The sequence below is a fragment of the Wolbachia endosymbiont (group A) of Sphaerophoria taeniata genome, assembly GCF_947250735.1.
Lineage (GTDB): Bacteria > Pseudomonadota > Alphaproteobacteria > Rickettsiales > Anaplasmataceae > Wolbachia.
Genome location: NZ_OX366344.1, coordinates 953,419 through 975,802 on the forward strand (window position 1 = coordinate 953,419; position 22,384 = coordinate 975,802).

Consider the following 22,384-nt stretch of genomic DNA (forward strand, 5'->3'; position numbering starts at 1 on the left):
GAAGCAGCTTGAAATATATACTTTAAATAATAATGTAAAAAATAGCTTGACTAACATGCATCTATTAACACATACTTAATCCTTTTAAGGGGACTATTATGACTATAAATACAAATAAAAGCATATTGAAGTGGGAAAACACTGCACATATAACAAAAATGAGTATTGAAGGTTTAGTTGCACTTGCATCTTTAGCGGGAGCAATAACGGCAATATTAATTGCTACTAAAGTAATTGCTGGACCTGCATCTTTAGCACTTGTTGCTAGCCCTGCTGGAATTGCAGTTCTATTTATTGCCGCTGTATATTTTGCCGCAGCAGCTTATGCTTCATATCAGCAAATGAATGCAATGGAGAGCACTCAGGGTAAAGATGGTGCTCCAGGTAAAGATGGTGCTCCAGGTAAAGATGGTGCTCCAGGTAAAGATGGTGCTCCAGATATAATTGATAAAGAAGCACTTAAAACTATGATAGGAGAACCTGAAGTTATGAAAATAGTTGAAGATAAGCTCGAAGAAAAAATAAAATAACAAATTGTATAGGAGGTAGATTTTCTACCTCTTTCTTTTTCCTTTCATTTGAATATGTAAAGGTTAAGGCAATCTATTCCATACCTCAACTACATCCTTACTAAACTCTATTATCTCTACTGTTTTAAATTGGTAACAGTTGTTGATGGATTGAATTCCTAAATTCCCTATAAAGGGGATGGCATCATTACCTAAAATTTTACCACTACGGCAGATTATCAGCCTGTCGATTAAACTATGCTTCAGTAGCTCTGTGATTAACACTCCTCCACCTTCAACTAATAACCTTGTTATGCCAATTTCTGAAACAAGTTTTGATGCCATGTCTTTTAGGCAGACTTTATCGATAATGTCAGGCTCCGATGTCATTCCAGCGCGTGACGCTGGAATCCAGTTTTCATTATGCAATTGCTTGAAGTTTTCTGGATCCCAGTGTCTGGGCACTGGGATGACAGGAGAAGGCGTTAGAATGACAGGAGAGTGTGTTGGGGTGACATCTGGAATAACAGGAGGTTTGTGATTTGAATTGACTATCAAATAATTAATGTTTTTTATTTTTCTCTCTATTTCTCTGTTTGTAATCACCCAAGTTATTACTTTATCTGCAGTCTTTGCAATATTATGCTCTTCCTGCAATTTTTCCTGGCTATCTATAATTAGCCTTATTGGCGATCTACTTCCGAGTTCTGGTAATCTGCAAGTTAAGAGTGGATCGTCATTAATGAGGGTGTTGCTACCAATCATAATTGCATCATATTTTGCTCTGAGCTCATGCACCCAATTTCTCGTATCTTCACTTGTTATCCATTTGCTATCGCCTGTAAATGTTGCGATTTTTCCGTCAAGAGTTGTTGCAATTTTGCAAGCTATAAATGGTCTATGAAATTCTTTAATGGTGAAAAAACCGACATTCAGTTCTTCTGCCTCTTTTTGCATAATACCTTGCTCAACTTCAATTCCTGCTTCTTTCAGAGCTTTAATGCCTCCACCTGAAACTCTGCTATCTGGGTCAATAGTTGCAATTACTACCCTTTTTATTCCAGCTCTTATGATTTCCGCAGTACATGGTCCTGTAACTCCAAAGTGGCAACATGGCTCGAGCGTGATATACATAGTTGCACCATGGGTTAAACCTTCTGCACTTTGCAAAGCAACCACTTCTGCATGTGGGCGCCCACCTACTCCTGTATATCCCTCACCAATGATTATACCATCTTTTACAATAACACACCCGACAGTAGGATTTGACGCAACATTCCCAAGATTTTTTTCTGCAAGCCTTAATGCAATTGACATGAAATGATCATCAGTCATTAGAAAGAAGTCATTTCATATGAAGTGTCGAATATTCTCCTGTGCTCATGTATAGCAAATCTATCTGTCATTCCCGAGATATAGTCGCATATTACTATTGAACGCTGGGATTCACAAGCAAGTTTGCTCCACTCTGTAGGAAGTAATCTTGGATTTTCATAAAAACATTGAAAAAGTTCCTGTATTATGCGTTTCGCTTTGTTCATCGTTCTACTCAGTTTATAGCTTCTGTATATTTTCTCCATGTTGAATCTTTTCATTTCTTTTGTAGCATTCGCAACTTCTGGTGAAAATGTGACTAGCATTTTATTTAGACTTCTTACGTCTTCTACACTTTTTATTTTATGATCTTCAATATTTCTTTCAGTCTGAGAAACAACATCACTTATCATAGTTCCTATAGTTCCACTCAGTGATTCATGTATGAGTTTGCTCTGAGGTAATTCTGAATATCTGCTCCTTATGTCTTTAAACATTTTTTCAATTAAAGGAACATTCAGCAAATCTTCGATGGTTACTAAATTTGCTCTGAGTGCATCATCAAGATCGTGAACACTGTAAGCAATATCATCGGCAATTGAAGCAACTTGCGCTTCAATGCTTGAAAATTCCTCAAGTTTTAGATCATATTTTTCATTATATTTTAATAACAGCTGATTATTTGTAGAAGACTCCGCGTTTTGACCAAGCAAGGGACCATTATGTTTTGCAACCCCTTCAATCACCTCCCAACTTAGATTCATACCATCAAAATCAGCATGTTTTTGTTCAAGATAAGTTAAAATCCTTATAGCTTGAACATTATGATCAAACTCATACTTCTCACTATCAACTTGAACTAGAGCATCCTCACCTGTGTGACCAAATGGGGGATGACCAAGGTCATGTGCAAGCGCTATGCATTCAGTGATGTCCTCATCTAAGCTGAGCCTGCGTGCGATGGATCTTGCAATTTGTGCAACTTCAAGGCTATGAGTCAGCCGAGTGCGATAGTAATCGTGCTCGTAATTGATAAAAACTTGTGTTTTGTACCCCAATTTCCTAAACGCATTAGAGTGAACAATGCGATCCCTATCACGCTGAAAGCAGCTGCGATTCTCATCTTCTGGCTCTTTGAAGTATCTCCCTTTTGTTTTGCTTGGAAAGCATGCATAACTTAATAGAAAATTATTGTTTGACATGTAAAATTTCTACTATAATAAATTATCAATAATAAACGGTGGTTACTATGTCAACAAATTACAACATCAACTTAACTGATAATGCACTAAAAAAAATCCACTTTCTTGCAGAGCAGGAAGGGGATAAGAGTTCCGTTTTGCGGGTTGCAGTTTCAGGCGGTGGATGTTCTGGCTTCAAATACAATTTTCTTATGGATCAAATGAATAAAAATCTATCTTTGGATGATGAAGATGATGATTACGATGATGAGTTTGATGACGAAGACGAAGATGATGACTATGAAGAAAGCGAGGACTATAGAAGCCACTCCAGTTTTAGCGAAAAAGGTAAAGATATAGTAATTAATGATGAAAATGGCAATCCTGTATTAATGGTTGATAATTGTTCAGCAAAATTTTTAAATAACTCAGTTATAGATTATACTGAGGATCTCAGTGGTTCTGGTTTTCAAATAAAGAATACCCTTGCTAAGTCTCAATGTGGTTGTGGTAACAGTTTTTCGGTTTAATTATTACCAAAATTTAGATGCCTTCTGGGTCTTTTAAACATGGGTGATAATGTAGCTCTAGAACTAACTTCTGTAGATAAAAGCTTCAAGGACAATTCTGCTGTTGTAAAAGACATCAACCTAAGTGTCACAAGAGGGCAAGTAGTAGCGCTGATTGGCAATTCAGGTGCAGGAAAAACAACTATATTGCAAATCGCAGGCTTGTTGGACAAGCCAACTTCAGGTATAGTTACGATAGATGGAATAAATTGCACACAAGCCAATAATAAGCATAAAACCCATGTAAGAAGAAATTTTCTTAGTTTTGTTTATCAATTTCACTATTTGTTACAAGAGTTATCGGTGTTGGAAAATATTATGCTTCCTCAACTTATTGCAGGAAAAAGCAAAGCTGAAGCAAAAAAAAATTCGCAAGCAATGTTGGAAAAATTTGGTCTGGAAAACAAAGCAAGTAGCATGGTATCTGAAGTTTCGGGTGGGGAAAGGCAGAGAGTTGCAATTGCAAGAAGCATTGTAAATTCTCCAAAGCTTTTACTTGCAGATGAGCCAACAGGAAATTTAGATCCAACAAATTCTTTTAACGTGTTTTTACTGCTACATTCATACGTAAAGGAAAATAACAGCTCTATGCTTATAGTGACGCACAATCATCTCCTTGCAGAAAAGGCAGACTGCATTTTCCAATTGAGAGATCGATCATTAGTGAAGTTGTGAATAGGGAAAATAGCACAATTTAAACTACCTATGCCTTATACTTATCTAACCAATGATCATTAACAGAGTACAACTCGCATGAAACGCTTTCATTGCTTTTTATACACGGACTTTTTAACTTACGCTGTTTACTTAGGGAACACCCCGATAACATAAACACAGCTAAAACAAAAAATAATAGCTTTTTAAACATAACAAAACCTTTTCATTTATATTACTACACTCATTTCTCTTGTTTGTAAAGGTTAGGCATATTCTTTTACCTTTACCTCTTTTTTGACCTTTTGAGAAGAAATAGCTGCACTGTTTAAGCGCAGTTTTATATAACCATCTACGATTTGAGTCACTTCCTCTTCTTTATCCCTTAGAAAGTGATTAGTATCGTCTATTATATGGTATTTCATGTGATCACTTTTTACTGAATTTATTAACCTTTTTGCTAATTCTGTTACATCGCTTTCTTCTGAGATTGTATCGTTACTGCTTTGTATTATAAGCCCAGAAACTGGACAGGGAGAAAGAAAAGAAAAATCGTACTTAGTTACCGGAAGAGAAAGAGCAATAAAACCCACTATCTCAGGGCGACGCATTGTTAGCTGCATAGCCACCCATGCTCCAAAAGAAAAACCAGCGATCCAAATTGGAACGTTGCTAGGATTATGTTCCTGAAGCCAATCAATAGCTACCGCAGCGTCAGTTAATTCTCCTATACCCTTATCAAAAGTTCCGGTAGATTTTCCCACACCACGAAAGTTAATTTTCAATGCAGAAAAATTGTTATCGATAAAAGACGTATATATACCATGTACAATTTTACTACCCATATTACCACCATATTGAGGGTGATGATGTAAAACCAGCACAACCGGCGCGTTGGCATCTTTGCTTTGGTGGTATTCACCTTCTATCTTTCTTGTTGCATTATTCAAAAAAACTTCTACCACGGTAACTCCTAATAAAAACCTGCTTGACAGGTATTGATGACATGAATTATTAATTATGTATTAATTTCGCTGTTTTTGCAATAAATTTTTTATCGTGTTAAAGCTAACGTACATAGTTATGGCTATAGTTGATGGTAAACTTATTTAAGTGACAGATGAGTCCATTCTCTTTAGAAAATAGTGGTTACGTATATGCTGATTACAATGCAACTGCTCCAATTAGTGAGAATGTAAAAAAAAGTATATTTGAGGTCTTGTTAAAACAAACGCTCAATCCATCATCACTACATAAAAGAGGACAAGAAGCGAGGAAGATTCTTCAGGATGCAAGAGATAACATACGTGATGCTATTGGTGTTCCAAGTGATAAAGAAATAGTTTTTACGTCTGGTGCGACTGAAGCGAATAACCTTGTTATGAGAGGAATAGCAGGCTATCTGCATGTAATTTCAGCTATAGAGCATCCTTCAATTCTTAATTCTGCATGTAATCCATATATAATACCCGTTAATCAGGAGGGCATTGTTGACTTTTTAGAGCTAGAAAAAATTCTAAGCGAACTTAAAGGAAACAAAGCAATAGTTTCAGTTATGATGGCAAATAACGAAACCGGAGTTATTCAGCCTGTTAAGGAAATAGCTGAAATAGCACACAAATTTGGAGCAATTTGCCACACTGATACTGCTCAAAGTGTTGGGAAAATTAAAGTTAATATGGAAGATTTAGGAGTGGATTTACTCACTTTATCCGCCCATAAATTTGGCGGTGTAGCAGGCAGTGGAGTTTTAATATTCAATAAAGAACTTGCGATAGAACCTATTATAATAGGTGGTGGACAAGAGAAGGGATTTCGTGGTGGTACGGAAAATACTGTTGCGATTGCAGGCCTTTCTGCTGCACTGCAAAATATTCCAGACCTTCTATCAAAAATGGATGAAGTAAAGGAGCTACGTGATCAATTAGAGTGTGAATTATTAAATCTTGCAAGTGATATAAGAATCTTCGGTAAAAACTCTAAGAGGCTGCCAAACACAAGTTTTATTTATATGCCAGGAGTAAAGAGTGATGTGCAACTCATGCATTTTGACTTGAATCATATTGCAGTTAGTAATGGTTCTGCATGTTCTTCTGGAAAAGTTGAGTCTTCCCATGTTTTGCTTGCAATGGGGACAACAAAAGAGCAAGCAGAGTGTTCAATTAGAATCAGTATAGGTCCAGAAACTAAACCACAAGACATAAAAAAAATAGTGGATTGTTGGTATAATATCTACAAGAAGAACACCTTGGTATAGATAATACGTGGTATCATGCAGGGAGCTATAAATTAGATGTAAAAACTTACTTGACACCCTTCGCCAGCCCCCTTATCATAACAGTGAAGCTATTTATTTATCTTCGCAATCTCTGCAGTGGATTAATGACAAAAAACTTAATGTATTTGGCGTAAATCATGCTTAATTTTTGCACTATGTGCACCTCATGTCTTTATAAAACTTCTAGGTTTCTACCTATATAAGCTGAAACGCGCTTATAAAGCGTTTAAGACAGTAAAAGACGTCAAATAGACAAGGGAGAATTTGAATACTAGCTACCCTAGGGTTTCTTTGCCTTTTTTTCCGCTCAGTAAATTTCTTAACGTTTATAATTTAGGTTAATCGCATTTAAAAGCGGCTGAATCGTAGCGTTTAGAATAAAAAACGCCAATATTTTGAAGTACATATAAATAACTAGTCACCAACGGGGCTTCTTTTGCCTTTTTTTTCGTTTGGTAAATTTCTTAATATTTATGGCTTAGGTTAGTTACAAATTAAGAGCAATATTCACGGAAATGGTGTCATTCCAGTGCTTGACACTGGCCACTTTAGACAATGTTACAAAAATAATATCATAGAATTCAATAGGATAATTCCTGGTGTACAGTCCCAGAGTGTGATGGTATGATAAAATATGAGAAAACAATACCATCAAAGGAGGAATTATGGGACCATACACCTAGAGGCTGTATTACAAGAATTTTGGGCGAACTTAGTTATGTGTAATATATTATCGCTTCATATGTGTGATGCACAAGGGCCTTGGAACCCAGATCAAATTACTGAGTATCGTTTAAATTTTTCAGTTTTGTTTGGTGTAATGAGCAGAAACTCTATCAAGTACTTATTGCACCAAAAAACTTTCAAGCCCTTTTTAAGCATGCGTGCTAAAGTTAAAATTCGACCAGGGCAGCCACAATAAGGTAGATAAGCCCAAACGCCATCATGTTTTTAGGAGAGTTTGCTAATGGAGGCTCTTAAGTTGACGCCATTGGCTGAACGGATACCTCTTAACTTGACGCGTATGGTTTATTTAACACTCCCAACGGTTACAAATAATTCACCATTTCTTCTGGTTTCACTATCCTTTCAAACTCCTCCTCAGTGAGCAGTTGAAGTTTTGCTGCTGCTTCTTTTAGAGTGATATTTTCTTTATAAGCAAGCTTCGCTATTTTTGCTGCATTGTCATACCCTATATGCGTATTTAATATAGTGACCAACATTAACGACTGATTCAGTAAATCTTTTATCCTCTCTTCATTTGCCTTAATACCAACTACACATTTTTCTGTAAAATTTAAACTTGCATCAGCTAAAAGTCTTATAGACTGCAAAACATTGTAAATTATCACTGGCTTAAACACATTCAATTCAAAATGACCGTTTGAACCACTAATGGTCACAGCAACATGATTTCCCATAACTTGAGTGCACACCATAGTTACTGCTTCACACTGAGTTGGATTCACTTTACCTGGCATAATTGAAGAACCAGGCTCATTTTCCGGTAACATTATTTCCCCAATTCCACATCTTGGACCAGAACCAAGCAACCTTATATCATTTGCAATTTTCATTAAACTGACTGCTACTGTATTGAGTGTTCCACTGAGCTCAACTAAAGCATCGTTTGCTGCTAGCGCTTCAAATTTATTGCCTGCTGAAGTAAATGGAAGATTAGTAATTTCTGCAACTTTGCTTGAAAAATCTTCAGCAAAACCCTTTTTAGTATTGAGTCCTGTGCCAACCGCAGTGCCACCTTGTGCAAGCTCGTATATACCACTTAAAGTTAATTTTACTCTCTCTATCCCCTTTTTAATCTGGGCTGCATAGCCAGAAAACTCCTGTCCCAGTGTTAGGGGCGTTGCATCTTGTAAGTGAGTACGTCCTACTTTTATTATATTTTTAAATTCCTGAACCTTATTATCCAGCACCTTATGCAATTTTTCAAGATTTGGAATAAGCAAGCAGTTTATTTGCTCTGCTGCTGCTATATGCATTGCTGTTGGAAAGGTGTCATTTGATGACTGACCATAATTCACATGGTCGTTTGGATGTATCGGAGATTTACTACCCAAATTACCACCTAAAATCTCTATTGCGCGATTGCTGATCACTTCATTCATATTCATATTAGTCTGCGTTCCGGATCCGGTTTGCCAAACAACAAGCGGAAATTCATTATTAAATTTGCCATCTATTACTTCCCTTGCGGCTGCGCAGATTGCGTCCCCTACCTTATTATCTATGCTACCCTGCTTCATGTTAACACGTGCTGCTGCAAGTTTTACTATTGCTAATGCTTTAATCAGAGGCTCTGGCATTTTTTCTGTGCCAATCTTAAAATTTTCTAAAGAACGTTGAGTCTGCGCTCCCCAGTAATGTTCACTTGGTACTTTTACTTCCCCTAAGCTGTCTGATTCTATTCTCGTTTTTCTATCCATATTTTCCTTCTTAGCGTCATGCAAACTGGTTCACTACATAATTTTTTCATGTCTACTTCTTGGTTAATTAAATCATACTAGATCCAAGTAGTCAAGTGTGGCCTTACCCAGAAAAAGTAGAGAGAAAGTTAAGACGTTTTTGGAGTAAAATAAAACGTTTTTTCAAAATATGGCAAATAGTTTATTCTCTTTGTAAAAAACATTCCAAACTTTCTCTCTACTTTTTCTGGGTAAGGTCAGTTCAGCTATAGGCAGCAATTTTCTGTATTTACTTTAAATTGAAGAAAGCTCAAATGAAAGATCGTGTTTTGCTAAAAATCACAGAATGCAGTCTGGTTACAATTATTTATCACTAGTGCCTAAAGTGATCTCCTTTATCCTCTCATCTGCTAGTATTTTTAATTCCTCACCGTATCTATAATAATTTCGCTTTATAACGTGTAACTCATCAGCAGAAGAAGAATCTAATTTAGGGTAATATTCGTAATCGCAATTTTCTTCGATGTCCTCAATGCTTATAGATGATGCTAAAAGTGGAAATAGAATTAATAGTAAAGTTAGTAGGATTCTTGTACAACTATTACACCACGTCCTGGGTGTCATTCCAGCGCGTGACCAGAGAAAAAAAGATATGGATCCCAGTGTCAAGCACTGGGATGACAGAAGATAGTGCAAGAAATTTCGTAAAAAGCTTTTCATACCAACTATTTAAACTCAATTGTGTTATAAATATATTAATAGCGAAAAAAGAAAAACAAGGTTTAATTTTCTTTTTTATTTGCGATTTATCTATTAATTAACCGTGAAAGGTTACGTGTAATGCTCCTTCACATAATTATCAATAATTGCCTTAAATTCTTCAGAGACATTATCACCTTGTAAAGTTTTGAAATACTTGCCGTCTTTGTAGACTGCTGAAACAGGTTTTTCTCCATATCCAGGCAAGCTGATTCCCAAATTTGCGTGTTTGCTTTCTCCAGGACCATTTACTATGCATCCCATAACAGCAATGTTCATATGCTCTACACCTGGATTTTTTTTCTTCCACATCGGCATATGAGTTTTTATATAGCCATTCACTTCTTCAGTTAATATACGAAAACGATCGCTACTTGTGCGCCCACAACCAGGACATGAATTAACCTGAGGGTTAAAGTGTCGCAAGCCTATAGATTGCAATATTTCCTGACACACCACCACTTCATTAGTACGCAATTCACCAGGACGTTGAGTCAAAGAAGCCCGTATTGTATCTCCAATGCCATTTTGCAATAAATAAGTAAGCCCTGCTGCGGTATTTACCACACCTTTATTGCCCATACCAGCCTCAGTTAAACCCAAATGCAGCGCATAATTGGAAGATTTTGCAAGTGCCATATAAACTAAAATTAAATCTTGTACTTTGCTAACTTTACATGAAATGATTATTTTGTTTGAATTTAGACCAATTTCTTCAGCTTTTTTTGCACTATCAAGAGCAGACATTACAAGTGCTTTGCGCAGTATAACATCAGAAGGCCTTGCATTACTAAGCGAAGAGTTTTCATCCATCAGTTTTTGTAAAAGGTATTTATCAAGACTACCCCAATTTACCCCAATTCTAACAGGAAGATCGTGCATTATTGCATACTCTATCACCCTTTCAAATTTCTCATCACGTTTGTCGCCAAAGCCTATATTGCCTGGATTGATTCTAATTTTACCCAGCATTTTGATGTTGTCTGGATAATCTTGAACTAATTTATCTAGCTCATATTGACCGCAGCCTACCAATATTTTACCGTCAAAAACTTCTTTATTTATCTCTTCTACTATATAAGGTATTGCCCTTGCTACTTCCTCTGAATTCAAAGCAATCCGTACTAACTCTGAACCTGCGCGCGCTAGTTCTGTTATTTCTTTTGCATAATGTTTTGCGCTACTTTTTATATCATCAGAATCTATATGCACACCAAGCGCCATAGATTGTACGACTATAGGATTATTTCCACCTATCTTTACTTTTCCAACTTCTACAACATGAGTTTTGTGCCTGGAAATTGGCGATAATTCATATGCATCGTCATTCAATATCAGGTCTTTATCTAGCATATTATTAATGGCCAATATTGTGATACTATTTTACTGTGTCAGCTACGCTGCCAAATGAACTCGAACCATTCAAACTATAAGCATCTACGTTATCCAAATTAGCAATAGAATCATGTGAGCACGTTTTTCTTGATGGATTTTCTTTTATAGTGACATTTATAGGAGAAACTTTTTTTTCTCGTGTTGAAGTAACTTTCTTCCCTTCTTGTTGTTCACTTTCATGCTGCTCGCTTTCATACTGGGAAACTGGCTCTTGATCTATAAATACAGCACCCTTTAAACGTGCGATATTAATACCATGCTGATTTATCATAGCGCTCTCTTCATCGTCGACTATGCACGCTTCCATGTCATTTGGCTCATTATCAAGACTAGCAATTTTTTTCTCTTTTAATTTTTTGATTAGATCTTCTTTATTTATAGCTCGATCTTGTGACTTTTTTTTCTTGAGGAGCTCCCTACGCTTCTCATACAGTTTATATGACTCAGCAAAATCCTCATCTGTATGAAAGTTTGCACCACCAGGGTTACCAGGAGGTATGTATCTCTTACTGAGCTTAGATTTAGCTTCAGCACTATGCACAGTAAAAAAGCTAGAAACCAAAAACATTAATATAAACAAAACTTTAGAAAAAATCCTAAGCATATGGTGCTATAGTAAATATCGTGTTTTAAAAGATAGCAATTAACAAACTTTAAGTAAACCAGAATCTTTACTAACTTTACAATACAAATATTTTTCTAAAAAGTGATATGTTTACTATCAAAAAACCTACATAGGCTAAGAGAAGAGTAAGGTGCTACAAGTTGCGTAACACCTTCTCAAGAAGAGTGTTATGCAACTTAGTCTGGCATTTGCATATGCTTCTTTTCATTGCCATCGATAGCATCTACATTATTAAGTTTTGCGTCTGGTGTATCTTTAGACAAGTTCTTTTCTTTCTCCCTTTCACACTTAACTCCCTGATAGATACAGAATGCAACAAAAGAAGTTATCGCTATTGCGGCAACAGCACTGACTATGGCACAAATTAGTAGTGTTTTTTCTTGATCTGCTACTGCTTCTGTGAGTGTTTCCACTTTTTCTTCTAAACCTGTGAAGTTTTCTTGCAAGCCTGTAAACTTTTCTTGCAAACCATTGAATTTATCTGATAGATCTGTTGACAAACCGTCAAATTTACCTGACAACTCTGTAAATCTTTCTGATAAACCACCGAATTTATCTGACAGTTCTGTTACTTGTTCTGGCAAACCTTTGAAGTTTCCTAATAGCTTCTCTAGTTCTTCTACTTGTTCCTGCAATTTTGTTATGTCTGTTATGTCATTGCCAGACAAACTATACCAAGCATTACTCAAAATATTTGACATTTTTACCCCCTAATTAATTAATATATTACTATTGTACGTTCTTAGTACTTAAATTAGTATTAAATCAACTGTCATTATGTATTGACCTTTTAATAATTTTGTTTGACTTGCTTTTTGAAAGTGCAAAAACTTAAGTTAATGTATTACAAGGTTGCTATTCAACCAATATCTCTCTCTTTCCTGAGTAATTTGGAGAGCTGACAATTCCTTCTTTTTCCATTCTTTCAACAATATTTGCAGCTCTGTTATAGCCTATTCTAAGTTGTCGCTGAATGTAACTGGTTGAAACTTTTTGATCTCTTTGAATGATGGCCACTGCTTGGTTGTAAAGGTCGTTTTCTTCATCCTCTGTTTCACCTTCTGATTCCACAGAAGAATTTTCATCTTCTTTGGTAATTTCCTCCATGTAACTTGGCTCACCTTGCATTTTCAGATGATTAACTATATCTTGCACCTCATCATCGCTCACAAATGGACCGTGAACTCGAATGATCTTACCACCAGAGGCCATATAGAGCATATCACCCATACCGAGCAATTGTTCAGCTCCTTGTTCGCCAAGTATTGTACGGCTATCTATCTTAGAAGTAACAGCAAAACTGATTCTCGTTGGAAAGTTCGCCTTTATCACACCTGTGATCACATCCACAGATGGTCGTTGTGTTGCCATTATGATGTGTATTCCTGCAGCACGAGCCATCTGAGCTAAACGTTGAATAGAGCACTCTATCTCTTTGCCGGCAACAAGCATCAAATCTGCCATTTCATCCACGATCACTACAATATACGGAAATGTCTCCATCTTGATTGGTATTTTTTCAAACAAAGGTTTGCCTGTTGTTGAGTTAAAGCCAATCTGCACAACGCGCTCCAATTCTATTCCACTATTCATTGCTTCTGTGATTTTTTGGTTATAGTTTATTACATTGCGTACATTTAAATACGACATCATGCGATAGCGATTTTCCATTTCTTTCACTATCCACTTAAGAGCGATAACAGCCTTTTTTGGCTCTGTTACTACTGGCGCCATTAGGTGCGGTATTGCATCATATATTGAAAGCTCAAGCATTTTTGGGTCGATCATTATCATCTTACATTCATCAGGACTTAATCGATAAACGAGCGAAAGAATCATAGTGTTAATCGCAACTGATTTACCCGACCCTGTGGTTCCAGCAACGAGCAAGTGGGGCATTTTAGTCAGATCTGCAATAACTGGTTTTCCACTTATTTCTTTGCCAAGGGCAATTGGGAGATTTAAGTTTGCATTCTGGTATTCTGGTGATTCAAGCAAATCACGCAGCATTACAATTTCTCGTTCCTTGTTCGGCAACTCTATTCCCATAGCATTTTGCCCACGAATTATTGAAATACGTGCAGAGAGTGCACTCATCGAACGTGCAATGTCATCTGCAAGGCCAATTACTCTTGCAGATTTCGTACCAGCTTGTGGTTCAAGTTTGTATAAAGTCACAACCGGCCCATAGCATACACTGATAATTTTTCCTTGCACGCCAAAATCACTCAGGACTTGTTCCAGCAGAGATAAATTTTTATTGCTCTCCATTTCATTCAGCTGCTTTCTCTGCAAAGACTCCTCTGCTTTAGAAAGTAAATGAATGCTTGGAAACTCGAACTCACTGGAAGGTTTAAAAATTTCTTCGGTAGCTTTTTTCTGTCTTTCTTTTGGTTGTTGTTTAGTAGTGATTTTAGTTCTATGTTTTTCTTCTACTACTAATGGTGCAACTGAATATTCAGCAGTTTTATGTGATTTGAAGAATGGAACATTTACAAATAAGCAAGCTATTTTTTTACATAAGAAGAATAGAGAGTAAATTGCTCTCTTCCAACCAACCGATCCTACAAGACCTATTGATGTTACTATCACAAATACATAAAATGGGCAGTTATTAACGAGTGCATTCCCTATTATTCCACTGTGTCTGTACCTTGCAGTGATGCCTAGCGAAAGTTGTGGTAATATAGCACATACCCCTAAATTGATTAATATTAAATAGAGAATTTTCAGCAGTATTTTTGCTGGCCTGAAGATCAACAAGTAAACTATGGTTGTAGCTATTGTAACACTAGTTAATCCAAGAAATTGAACCAATATATCAGCTAAATATGAACCTACTATTCCACCTAAATTTGTCACTTCCTTATTTGTAGCCGTGTTTAAGGAAGGATCTTTATAGTTGTAGCTAAAAACTGATATATATACATATATTAAAAGGGATAGATATATTGCTGATTTTAGATATTTTTTTAACATCTACCTAAAGTAGTAAGCTACTGTATATTTTACAAAGTGAATTGTTATTAGCAATATCATTATAGATAAATCTAATCCGTTGAATGGTGGTATATACCTTCTGATAATTTTCAATGGTGGGTAAGTCAGCTGATTCAAGGTGCGCATTATGCGATTGACAGTATCATTATACACGTTCACTATATTAAGCCTAATCAGTAAATCTAGGACAATCCAACATATTAGAATGAAGCTATAAAGATCAAGTAACGTGTTGAGTAGATATATAGTTGGATGCATGCATATCTATTACACGAAAGTTATAATAAAGACAAGTATTTAGCCTTTTCAAACTCAAAATGTTGTTTTTGCTGAACCAAAAAAAACTTCATTTTTTGAGCTGCACCTAAGGTAGGAGGAAGGAGGGCTGTATAAAATATATTTAATGTTTTAGTGGGTCCAATATTGCCTGCTTGTAAATATTGTCCCTGTGTCCTATTGAAACAATAATTACTATACGTTTTGCAGTATTTACACGATAGACAATACGGTAATCATCAGCAACTTTTATTCTTCTATGTCCCTTTAATCTCTTGCGTAGCAACACACCGTTACCAATAGGATCAATCTCAAGATACTTTTTTATTGCGTCTTTAATACTTGGCTTTACATCTTTCGGCAAGAAAGGCAAATTTCTTTTAAGAACATGCTTTAGATATTTAATGGTGTATCGCTTATTTCCAGATGTCTTCACTATCCTCTACTTCTTCTGCATCATCAGCATTTAACTCCCTAATAATTTTGGAAAATGCAATATCTTCCGCTTCAAGTTCGATTGCTTCCTTGACTAGCTTTTCTGTTAATTTTTGAACAGACTGCTTAGTGGCTCTAGCTAGTTCAACAAGATGCTGCGAAGTTTTTGGGTCAAAAGTTATACTAATTCCTGAATCTGCCATATGTTTTACCAAAGCCTACTAACAATTATACAACATTTTTCTGAATTTTTCAATAAAGAAAGTTGATGATATGTAAGAAAAATTCTGCCACCTGCGTTAATAAACAATTAAAGATTTAGCATATTTGTCTACGATAGTATTCCTCTATTCTATTACTTAAGTTAGACCACTTTTTTCTATTAATATTTTTTGTTTACAAAGATGAGCAATTACTCATCACGCAGTTGATCTATGGATATAATACTACCGTTTGATAATTTTTCAGTATATTTTTCACTTTTGTATTCTTTATCAGAATCGATACTGATTTTGTCAAATATTAAAACATCTCCTGAAATTTTATCACGAAACTCACTAATAGCAAAAAACGGTATAGTAATTCGCTCTTGTTTTCCTTGAAAACTCAAACTGACGCTAAATTTATCCTCAGAAACTTTTAAATCATAGAATTGATGCTGTAATATAATAAGCATTTGAGTGGGGTATGACTTTTTCAAACGATCTGGCATGGTCACACCATTAAAATATGTGAAAAATAATATTTCTAAATGAGGGATAAAACCATTACCTGATATAACATCTAAAGTCTTTTTGATAACTTGAAACTTGGCAGAATTAAGCAATTTTTTGTAATCTGTTTGCTCCATATAACTTCCACATACGTAAATTTTTGGGGAACTTCTGTTACCCGGCGTTCCCTGAACCGTGCTTATAGCAATGAAGTTATAGTGCTTAAATTAAGCAGCTATTGCATCATTGTCTTCAGCAGCAAAATTATCGTTTGCATTTAAATTATGAACTCTTAGCGGTGGTGTCTAACCGAGCAAAACTACCATCTTTACTATGCATGTCGATCCTTATTCGCCCCCATATAAATTAAAAATATGGTGGAGGCGCCGAGTACTGCCCTCGGGTCCAATACACCTATTACAGGGTGATTTTATTGCTATAGTACACAAAATGTACATAGCTATTATATAGCAACATTAAATAAATGTCAAGATATTATGACCTTAAGTTGATTTATTGCTAAGACAAAATTAAGATTTCCAGTAAAAAATTCTGTGACCTTACCCAGAAAAAGTGGAGAGAAAGTTAAGAAAATTTTTTACAAAAAGAATGATGAATCACAATGTTCAGGAATGCAATAATTAATAGCAGAATGCCTACGCTGTTTTTTGTAAAAATTTCTATGTATTCAAATATAGCAGTTCTAGCTTGTTGAACGGAGTGCTTAGGTGTACAGTTCCAAAGTGTGATGGTATGATATATAAGAAATTGCCATCGAAGGAGGAATTATGGTTACACCTTTACAACTTTGTTATATTACGCAAAAAGACTCAAAACTCTCAAAACCTTATGAATTTATATGTAACCAGTGGACACAAGCATCCTGAATTATTTATACTAAATCCATACCATTACACTTTGGACCTACTTCCTTATTCATTCTCACAATCCGTGAACGGTTACAAATACTGGAGTTTACCCTTTTTCTTGTTATTTTTTTAATCTATAGTTAGCATTCAAAACCATATTCGAAAAGTATCTCATATATTTCCAGATTTTTTCAATGCTGTTTATTTCATCCTCAACATTGTCTCTACCTTTATGAACTAAGTTACAATTTAGCAGCATTAAAAATTATAACGTATTCCTACCTCCAGAGTTGCATCTGGTATTTGTAATGCTTTTATACCACTTAGTTGCCCGCCTGCAGCAATACCAACTGCACCAACTATCTGTGGAGCAATTTCATAATCAACACCGACCTTCAGTTTATAGGAAATAGAACCCAGTATTTTATCTACTACAGATGCCTCCTCTGCAGCAGCTCCAGTAACCTCACCTGCACTCGAAGTAGTGGTAGCTCCTGGATCTTGAGATTTTGAATCTTTGCTTTTACCACCTTCACCAAAGCCAAAAGGTATTACTTGTAAGTATCCTCCTAAACCTCCACTGACATATAGTTTAACGGGATCAATATCAAGGTCAGGGTAATAACGATAATTTGCCAATAAGCTAGCCCCTATTTTCCTTGTATCCTTATTAGCAATATCACTCATGTTAGCAAGAACCTCAAGTTCAAACTTAGAGTTTTTGTCATGATGATAACCAAAAACAACGCTAGGTTTCATTACAAAGCCACCACCCCATCCAGCACCAAAGTTTAAACCTGCATAGTACTGATCTTCTGACTTACTTGCACTATTATTAGCTGCACCTGCTAGAGATGAAGTAAGCAACACAGCCAAAACGCATAATCTCTTCATTTTCATATAACTCCTCATACAAAAAAATATATAATGCATAAGTATATATCCTTTATATTAAAAAAGATATAACCGCATGTCAAAAAAAGTATACCTACAAAGTAAAGGATGTGCTACTCGGATGTATCCGTTCAGCAGAATGGCAAAATAGGTAGACAAGCTAACGTATTTGTTAAGTTATGTGTAAACAGGAGGTTATGAGAAACTTGTAATAAAGTTGTATAACATAGCTGTTCATAGAGCTCACCCAAATCGGGCATATGCATTTGCAAAAGCCTGCAATCACTTTGCAAAAACCGATAAATTAGATGCAAAACTGTTGGAAAAATATGCTGAATTCATCGCAAAAAACGATGGGGTAAAAGACTTACTATTACCCACAAATAAAAACATAGTATTGTATTTACTCAAATAATTTAATTTTATTAACCTGAAAGCTTATTGGATTAAAATTATTAAACTAAGAGTTATAATTTTAGCAACTAAAAGCTGTAAATTGCACCATATAAACAGTTATTTCAAGCAAAAGTTATGCCATTAAGAGCTATGCAACAAACATTTATATTTGTGGGTAATAGTAAGATCTAAATCCGATAGAGCATTGTTGGCACACCATCAAAAGTCGCCTCAGACTTCTAATGCATCAATGTAAAGACTTACACCTTTTAGTTGGTAATACCATTTTAGACGTTTATCATTCGTTTTAGAAAATACTATAGAATCCAGAAAAAAACATGCCTAGACGAGCTATTTGAATGACATTAGTTGTTAGTTACGCAACTTTCATAACAGCTTCGCTTATGACATTTGTTTACTGTTATGTCTGTAAGATACCCTACTATACCACCTAATGCTGCACCTGCAATTCCTAATAATACAGCAGTTGCAATTACTCCGATAGCAATAATCTCAGGTATAATTCCTATTGCAACTAGTGTAGCTCCTACAGCACCAAATAATAATGCTAAGCCTATAACTCTTGGAGAAATTCCTGAAGCTTGTTTTTGTGGAGAATTACGTTTTGGGTTGCCTACTATAGGTGGCTGATTAATTTGCTTTTTCTGCTGAAAATTATTGTTAGTTTCGTTACTGACAGGTGTTTGTTGCAATGGAACTGCACTGCTTGTAATCGTTTGTGGGCCAATGTCTACTGGTTGTTCTTGTTGTGGAGGGGTTGAAACAAACGGTTGTGTAGTGGTATCACTTGCAGCCGGTTGTTCTAAAATTTGCTCATTATCACAGTTAATAGCCACATTGCTACCTACTTTTGATTGAAATGATTCGGTAAACACTACACTGTAATCTACATCATCAATTATTGTTCCTGAAGTTGGATCTGGATTTTGATAGTAAGTTATAGTGGCATTAGATATTTCAGGTCTACCTTTTATCGTTCTTTTTACTAGCTTTTTCTTTTCTATTTGACACACATTAAACTTATCAGAAAAACTGAAAGTTAATTTATCTTTAAATGTTTCTGCAAAATCGTCCACAAAACTATCTTTAAAAGCAATTGGAACAGAGATACGCTTTCCACCTAGAAAGATCTCTTGAAAGCAAAATTTGTTAGGGGCTTTTAGTACGCTTACCTTCAAGCTTCATAACCTCTGCTATATCTAAATACACTATACCTTCAGCTATTTTTGGATTGATTTTATTAATCAAATTTCTGATATACTCTTTGTCTTTTTCATTTACTATGATAATTCTGACGTTAAATCTTTCACATCCACATTCATTATTTACACTCGAATTTATTTCTGTTCCTCCAATTCTATCACCTAAAACAACCATTCGAATAGAAGATAACCTTTCATATGCTTCTTGCATTTCTTTGTCATTCAAAAGTGCTCTTGCTTTTTCTATAATGCTTTCTACGCTTCTCTTCTGATATTTACTAAGATATTTTTTACTGAAGTTACTGTAATCATAATTATGATCTTTTGTTGCCATTTCTGCATAGCGAAGTGTATCAAACAAATGCGAACTCTTATTATGCAATCCAACAGTTGATACTGCATTTTGGCTCACTGTGTTTGGACAATGGGAACCTGGACTATATCTATTTTTCTCATATATCAATTCGCCTGCAACAACAGGTATTCCCCTTACTTTCATTTCATTTTTTGGTAGTAATTGGCCATTTGTAAAAGCAAATGCTGAAAAAAGTGCCCAAGCATTGGTACCGTGTGCAGCAAAAGTTCTCTTATCAATCACATTACTGCGTACATTCAATCTAACTTCAGGGTGTTTCCTTTTAAATTCCTCACTTATCTCAAACAATTGTTTTTCCGACTCGCTTGGTCTTCTGTTCTGCATAAAGTTCTTATGAAGTTCAGAAAATTCTATTAGTTTCTGTATATGAGCCTCTTGCATATTTACCATCCTAGCCAAATAAACTTATATAATATCAGTTCAACCAATCAATCCACAAAAATCAAACGAATATTTTCAAAACAGTGCTAAACTTAGGCTGCTATGACAAGAACAGTTGACGTATTACTACCACTTCCAATTGATCAGTTATTTTCATATGCAGTTGAAGAAAATACTGAAGTTTCAGTTGGAGATTATGTAGTGGTGCCATTTGGCAAAAAACGCTTGATCGGAATAGTTTGGAAATATAGTGACAAGAGTGGTCGAGCATTAAAATTTATTGAGCAAAAAATCGATTTACCAAATATTAGACCAAAATTGATTGCATTTGCAGAGTGGGTTGCACAATACAATGTAATGCCTATTGGTATGCTTGCCAAAGTGATAATGGGAGGAGTGTTAAAAGTAAACCACATAGACAAATTGGTTTGTGCTAAGCAGAAGCAGGAAATAAGTGAAATAAGTTGCCAATTAAACCCTGAACAGCAGATAGCTAGCGATAAAATAATAAGCAGTTTGAATGAGTATTCAGTGACTTTGCTTGACGGTGAGACAGGATCTGGAAAAACGGAAGTTTACTTATCCGCAATTGCAAAATTGGTAGAAACTGTAAACAGTGCACAAATTTTAATCCTCTTGCCTGAAATTGTTTTAACCTCACAATTGGTAAATCGTGTTCGCGGTCAGATATCAAAAAACTTAGTTGAATGGCACTCAGGGCTCACTCCAAAAACTCGCCGGAATAATTGGCTCAATATAGCAAGTGGAAATGCGCAGATAATTATTGGTGCACGGTCAGCGCTTTTTTTGCCTTATAAAAACCTAAAATTGATTATCATTGATGAAGAGCACGACTCATCTTTTAAACAAGAACAGGGAATTATATATAATGCTCGAGATATGGCGATAATCTTAGCCAAATTTGAAAATATTCCGATTATTTTATCATCAGCAACTCCACTGCTTGAAACGATTCATCATGTTAAAAGCGGGAATTATAATCATGTAAAGCTAACCAAGCGATTCGGTGGTGCAGAATTGCCACTCATTAAAGTAGTAGATATGAGGAACAACAAGCAATGGATCTCCTCTGAGCTTTTTGAAAGCATCAAACAAACCATAGAGAAAAAACAGCAGGTTATGCTCTTTTTAAACCGCCGAGGGTATGCACAACTGGCATTTTGTAAAAAGTGTGGATATAAAATTTCCTGCTTAAATTGTGCTGTTTGGCTTACATATCACAAGAAAAAAAATGCTCTTTTGTGCCATCATTGCTCTTATCAATTAAAACTCCCAGAAAAATGCTCTGATTGCCAGAGTGAACAGTCATTTTCCCTTTATGGCGTAGGAATTGAAAGGTTACTTGAAGAAATGGTGAAATTAATACCAAACGCAAAAACTGCGATGATAAGCAGCGATCAGAAGTCGGTTAGTAACGTAATTGACTTGGTACTGAAAGAAGAGGTGAACATTATAATCGGCACACAAATAATTGCTAAGGGGCACAATTTTCCTAAATTAACTTTGGTTGGAGTAATGAATGCAGATTTGAGTCTCGAAAATTCTGATTTAAGAGCAGCAGAAAAGACGTATCAATTGTTGCACCAAGTTGCAGGCAGGTCAGGAAGGTTCAATGAAAAAGGAATGGTAATAGTGCAAACCAATAATCCTGAAAGTTCAATAATAAAAGCATTGCTACATCAAAAAAGGGACTCATTTTATGAAATTGAACTTAAGTCAAGACGCGAAGCCAAAATGCCACCATTTAGCAGATTAATAGCGCTTATAATTTGTGGTAAGAATCAGATTGCGACACAAAAAGCAGCGAATGAAATAGTAAAATCTCTTCTCCGTCATCCAAGTAGCTCAACTACTTGTATTCAGGAAAAAAATGTAAGTGCAGACAAAAAGGAATTTGAAATTCTTGGTCCATCACCAGCAGCAATAAATTTCTTAAATAATAAGTATCGGTATAGGGTGTTGCTAAAAATACACAATAAGCACAGTCTATCTATACAAAAGAAGCTGAAATGTTTGATTAAAAATTGTAACTTGAATTCGAGTATTGCAGTGATAATAGATGTTGATCCTGTGAGTTTTTTTTAACGAGTGCC

General features: G+C 35.6%; 21 protein-coding genes, 1 other RNA gene and 3 pseudogenes. 7 read left to right on the top strand and 18 right to left on the bottom strand.

Annotation, left to right across the window (positions count from 1 at the left end):
* Window positions 1-98 precede the first annotated feature (98 nt).
* Complete coding sequence (locus OOK84_RS04800; RefSeq protein ID WP_264731281.1) at window positions 99-530, top strand: collagen-like protein; 432 nt, start codon at window positions 99-101, stop codon at window positions 528-530.
* A 63-nt stretch (window positions 531-593) separates the two neighbouring features.
* On the opposite strand, the gene ribD is transcribed toward OOK84_RS04800, so the two are convergent.
* Window positions 594-1,844: a bifunctional diaminohydroxyphosphoribosylaminopyrimidine deaminase/5-amino-6-(5-phosphoribosylamino)uracil reductase RibD gene (gene ribD / locus OOK84_RS04805; protein ID WP_264731283.1), complete on the bottom strand. Its 1,251-nt coding sequence runs from the start codon at window positions 1,842-1,844 to the stop codon at window positions 594-596.
* Window positions 1,844-3,025, bottom strand: a complete 1,182-nt coding sequence (locus OOK84_RS04810) for a deoxyguanosinetriphosphate triphosphohydrolase (RefSeq protein ID WP_264731285.1) — start codon at window positions 3,023-3,025, stop codon at window positions 1,844-1,846. The genes ribD and OOK84_RS04810 overlap by 1 nt, the downstream gene beginning before the upstream one ends.
* A gap of 47 nt (window positions 3,026-3,072) precedes the next feature.
* On the opposite strand from OOK84_RS04810, the gene OOK84_RS04815 reads away from it, so the two are divergent.
* Both OOK84_RS04815 and OOK84_RS04820 read left to right on the top strand, forming a co-directional pair.
* On the top strand, window positions 3,073-3,534 hold the full coding sequence (locus OOK84_RS04815) for a HesB/IscA family protein (protein ID WP_253309780.1): 462 nt from the start codon (window positions 3,073-3,075) through the stop codon (window positions 3,532-3,534).
* A 39-nt stretch (window positions 3,535-3,573) separates the two neighbouring features.
* On the top strand, window positions 3,574-4,248 hold the full coding sequence (locus OOK84_RS04820; RefSeq protein ID WP_253309781.1) for an ABC transporter ATP-binding protein: 675 nt from the start codon (window positions 3,574-3,576) through the stop codon (window positions 4,246-4,248).
* Window positions 4,249-4,493: 245 nt separating this feature from the next.
* Here OOK84_RS04820 and OOK84_RS04825 read toward each other — a convergent pair whose 3' ends face one another.
* A complete protein-coding gene (locus OOK84_RS04825) occupies window positions 4,494-5,192 on the bottom strand; it encodes an alpha/beta hydrolase (RefSeq protein ID WP_264731287.1) in 699 nt (232 codons plus the stop codon).
* Window positions 5,193-5,347: 155 nt separating this feature from the next.
* Here OOK84_RS04825 and OOK84_RS04830 point away from each other — a divergent pair, with 155 nt between their 5' ends.
* On the top strand, window positions 5,348-6,484 hold the full coding sequence (locus OOK84_RS04830; protein WP_264731289.1) for a cysteine desulfurase family protein: 1,137 nt from the start codon (window positions 5,348-5,350) through the stop codon (window positions 6,482-6,484).
* Window positions 6,485-7,181: 697 nt separating this feature from the next.
* A pseudogene (locus OOK84_RS04835) lies at window positions 7,182-7,473 on the top strand (IS4-like element ISWosp8 family transposase); the annotation flags it as partial.
* Window positions 7,474-7,554: 81 nt separating this feature from the next.
* Here the strand turns inward: OOK84_RS04835 and fumC are convergent.
* The 13 genes and pseudogenes from fumC to OOK84_RS04895 all read right to left on the bottom strand — a co-directional run bounded on the left by fumC (window position 7,555) and on the right by OOK84_RS04895 (window position 17,900).
* Window positions 7,555-8,949, bottom strand: a complete 1,395-nt coding sequence (gene fumC / locus OOK84_RS04840; protein ID WP_264731291.1) for a class II fumarate hydratase — start codon at window positions 8,947-8,949, stop codon at window positions 7,555-7,557.
* Window positions 8,950-9,291: 342 nt separating this feature from the next.
* On the bottom strand, window positions 9,292-9,648 hold the full coding sequence (locus OOK84_RS04845; protein ID WP_264731293.1) for a hypothetical protein: 357 nt from the start codon (window positions 9,646-9,648) through the stop codon (window positions 9,292-9,294).
* A 111-nt stretch (window positions 9,649-9,759) separates the two neighbouring features.
* On the bottom strand, window positions 9,760-11,040 hold the full coding sequence (gene ispG / locus OOK84_RS04850) for a flavodoxin-dependent (E)-4-hydroxy-3-methylbut-2-enyl-diphosphate synthase (protein ID WP_264731294.1): 1,281 nt from the start codon (window positions 11,038-11,040) through the stop codon (window positions 9,760-9,762).
* A 25-nt stretch (window positions 11,041-11,065) separates the two neighbouring features.
* Entirely contained in the window at window positions 11,066-11,686 is a 621-nt protein-coding gene (locus OOK84_RS04855; RefSeq protein WP_264731296.1) for a TRP75-related protein, read from the bottom strand.
* A 197-nt stretch (window positions 11,687-11,883) separates the two neighbouring features.
* On the bottom strand, window positions 11,884-12,408 hold the full coding sequence (locus OOK84_RS04860; protein WP_253309908.1) for a GAS domain-containing protein: 525 nt from the start codon (window positions 12,406-12,408) through the stop codon (window positions 11,884-11,886).
* A 154-nt stretch (window positions 12,409-12,562) separates the two neighbouring features.
* Window positions 12,563-14,686, bottom strand: coding sequence for an FtsK/SpoIIIE family DNA translocase (locus OOK84_RS04865; protein ID WP_264731298.1), 2,124 nt, complete (start codon window positions 14,684-14,686; stop codon window positions 12,563-12,565).
* Window positions 14,687-14,965, bottom strand: coding sequence for a YggT family protein (locus OOK84_RS04870; protein WP_264731300.1), 279 nt, complete (start codon window positions 14,963-14,965; stop codon window positions 14,687-14,689).
* A gap of 142 nt (window positions 14,966-15,107) precedes the next feature.
* Entirely contained in the window at window positions 15,108-15,419 is a 312-nt protein-coding gene (locus tag OOK84_RS04875; protein WP_264731303.1) for a type II toxin-antitoxin system RelE family toxin, read from the bottom strand.
* The gene (locus OOK84_RS04880) at window positions 15,400-15,621 is read right to left on the bottom strand and encodes a hypothetical protein (RefSeq protein WP_253309905.1); all 222 of its coding nucleotides are present in this window, start codon (window positions 15,619-15,621) and stop codon (window positions 15,400-15,402) included. The genes OOK84_RS04875 and OOK84_RS04880 overlap by 20 nt, the downstream gene beginning before the upstream one ends.
* 209 nt (window positions 15,622-15,830) lie before the next feature.
* A complete protein-coding gene (locus OOK84_RS04885; protein ID WP_138264795.1) occupies window positions 15,831-16,268 on the bottom strand; it encodes a ClpXP protease specificity-enhancing factor SspB in 438 nt (145 codons plus the stop codon).
* 22 nt (window positions 16,269-16,290) lie between these two features.
* Window positions 16,291-16,626: a transfer-messenger RNA gene (gene ssrA / locus OOK84_RS04890) on the bottom strand.
* 103 nt (window positions 16,627-16,729) lie between these two features.
* Window positions 16,730-16,863 (bottom strand): annotated as a pseudogene (locus tag OOK84_RS06865) (IS3 family transposase); the annotation flags it as partial.
* Window positions 16,864-17,258: 395 nt separating this feature from the next.
* Window positions 17,259-17,900 (bottom strand): hypothetical protein, encoded by a 642-nt coding sequence (locus OOK84_RS04895; protein WP_264731306.1) that lies wholly within the window; start codon window positions 17,898-17,900, stop codon window positions 17,259-17,261.
* A gap of 156 nt (window positions 17,901-18,056) precedes the next feature.
* Between OOK84_RS04895 and OOK84_RS06870 the strand changes: the two are divergent.
* A pseudogene (locus OOK84_RS06870) lies at window positions 18,057-18,270 on the top strand (IS110 family transposase); the annotation flags it as partial.
* 385 nt (window positions 18,271-18,655) lie between these two features.
* Here OOK84_RS06870 and OOK84_RS04900 read toward each other — a convergent pair.
* Together OOK84_RS04900 and OOK84_RS04905 are read right to left on the bottom strand one after the other, a co-directional pair.
* Window positions 18,656-19,489, bottom strand: a complete 834-nt coding sequence (locus OOK84_RS04900; protein ID WP_264731308.1) for a hypothetical protein — start codon at window positions 19,487-19,489, stop codon at window positions 18,656-18,658.
* Window positions 19,461-20,213, bottom strand: a complete 753-nt coding sequence (locus OOK84_RS04905) for a hypothetical protein (protein ID WP_264731310.1) — start codon at window positions 20,211-20,213, stop codon at window positions 19,461-19,463. The genes OOK84_RS04900 and OOK84_RS04905 overlap by 29 nt, the downstream gene beginning before the upstream one ends.
* Window positions 20,214-20,372: 159 nt before the next feature.
* Here OOK84_RS04905 and priA point away from each other — a divergent pair, with 159 nt between their 5' ends.
* Window positions 20,373-22,376: a replication restart helicase PriA gene (priA, locus tag OOK84_RS04910; RefSeq protein ID WP_264731312.1), complete on the top strand. Its 2,004-nt coding sequence runs from the start codon at window positions 20,373-20,375 to the stop codon at window positions 22,374-22,376.
* Window positions 22,377-22,384 lie beyond the last annotated feature (8 nt).